The 1,529-nt window shown below is 68.0% G+C and carries 4 protein-coding genes and 1 pseudogene; 3 read left to right on the plus strand and 2 right to left on the minus strand.

The features are described 5' to 3' along the window. The coding region (locus AC13HU_RS36970; protein ID WP_483046379.1) for a hypothetical protein at positions 1-312 on the minus strand (312 nt) is incomplete at its 3' end. A 218-nt stretch (positions 313-530) separates the two neighbouring features. On the opposite strand from AC13HU_RS36970, the gene AC13HU_RS36975 reads away from it, so the two are divergent. From AC13HU_RS36975 to AC13HU_RS36985, 3 genes are read left to right on the plus strand one after another with little or no spacing between them, the layout of a single operon-like run. Further along, positions 531-800 carry a hypothetical protein gene (locus tag AC13HU_RS36975; protein WP_483046380.1) on the plus strand — a complete coding sequence of 90 codons (270 nt, stop codon included), beginning with the start codon at positions 531-533 and terminating at the stop codon, positions 798-800. Further along, complete coding sequence (locus AC13HU_RS36980) at positions 793-1,239, plus strand: DUF6879 family protein (RefSeq protein WP_483046381.1); 447 nt, start codon at positions 793-795, stop codon at positions 1,237-1,239. Before AC13HU_RS36975 ends, AC13HU_RS36980 begins: the two co-directional genes overlap by 8 nt. Beyond that, a complete protein-coding gene (locus AC13HU_RS36985) occupies positions 1,227-1,406 on the plus strand; it encodes a DUF6879 family protein (RefSeq protein ID WP_483046382.1) in 180 nt (59 codons plus the stop codon). The genes AC13HU_RS36980 and AC13HU_RS36985 overlap by 13 nt, the downstream gene beginning before the upstream one ends. On the opposite strand, the pseudogene AC13HU_RS36990 reads toward AC13HU_RS36985, so the two are convergent. Further along, a pseudogene (locus AC13HU_RS36990) lies at positions 1,403-1,529 on the minus strand (LysR family transcriptional regulator); the annotation flags it as partial. The gene AC13HU_RS36985 and the pseudogene AC13HU_RS36990 overlap by 4 nt on opposite strands.

The raw sequence follows: 1,529 nt of genomic DNA on the forward strand, positions 1-1,529 counted from the left end.
CTCCTTGAGGAGGCGGCGGAGTTCGGCGGCGGCTTCGGGGTGGGCGGCGATGATGCGCCTGAACCTGCCCTGCCACTGGGCCCGCAGTTCGGCGAGGGTGTGCTCGCTCTCGCGGGAGGAGCGCAGGCCGGCGACCTCGGCCTCCTGCTGATCAGCGGTTAACTCCGTCTCGACCGCGGCTGCTTGGTCGGGTTGGAGCGCTTGCCACATCCGGATGACGGCGCCGCGGACCGCCTGCCAGGTGTCCGTAGCCATCAGAGTGACCAGTGTGGTGCCGGCTTCTTGCGTGAGTGCTGTGATTTCCGGGTCCACTGCTCTCCTGATCGTGTCGTTCGAAGTCGTTCGATTGCCGTGCTTTCTCTCAATAGGATCGCATAAATCGCAGGTGGGGTAAGGTGATTCGGCTGTGAGTGCGATATGGCCTGTTTCTTTCGGAATCGGATCCGCAACAATATTGCCCCTTTGGGTCCGGTGCTACGGTTGGCCCGATGCCGGAATGTGCAGGTCGAAGTCGGTCCGAGGGGGCAGCTGTGACAGGGCCATGGGACGCGGATCCGGACACCGGTTTTCGGCGGCGGTTGGGCAGGTCCCCCCAGGAGTTGGGCGTCACCTCGGACAGTCCCGACTGCCCTGACCTGTGGGAGCTGGAGAACGGCGACATCGCCGTGATCGGCCGGGACCTGTCCGCGTCACTCGGCAGGCGACTGCCGGCCGGGGTCTCGCTGGGGGCGGACGAGCGCCTGGTGGTGATCCCGAGGAGCATGCTCGTCGCGGCGAAGCCGGACATCCCTGGTGTTTGACTCCTTCGCCGCCGCCAGGCCCGAGCGACTCGACCGACCCGCGTACCACGAGGAGTTCTACCGGATCTTTTCGAGCGGAATCCGGCATATGAACAAACTGGAGCGCGGCCAGCACTTCAAAGAGCGCGGATTCGCCAGTTGGGAGGCGTTCGCCGCCGGAGAATGGGAAGCGGCGATCGGGCTCATCGAGGAGCGGCGCGGCAGCTACGCCGAGCAGGTGCGGGAGGCGCGGCGCCTCGGGGTCTTGCAGCGGCGGCTGCGGGTGGTGGAATTCCCGCTGACGCCTTACCTGCAATGGGAGTTGCACGTCCTGCGGGCACGCAGCCAGGTGGGCGATCCGATCCGGGCGCTCGACGCCCGCACCATCGCCGACATCGAGCAGCGGCACCCCGTCCCCCCGAAGTGGTCGTCCTGGGCGACGTCGTCATGTTCGAGGTGAAGTACGACGCCGACGGCAACGCGGACGGCGCCAACCGCTTCACCGACACCGCGCTGATCGCGGAGACCTCCGCGGGCTTCGACACCCTCTACGCCCGCGCGGAGGAGTACGAAGCCTTCTTCGCCCGCGAGGTCGCCCCGCTGCCCGTGCCGGCCACGACGTCCTAGAGGCGGGTCGCGGTCCGGACGAGGGCTGCGATGGGGCGGGAGCGGGTGTGGGGCGGCCAGGCGATGACCGTGGTGACCGTGGGGGCGTCGAGGACCGGGATCGCGGTGAGGCCGTCGTGGAGG

Source organism: Streptomyces sp. NH27, from assembly GCF_056859195.1.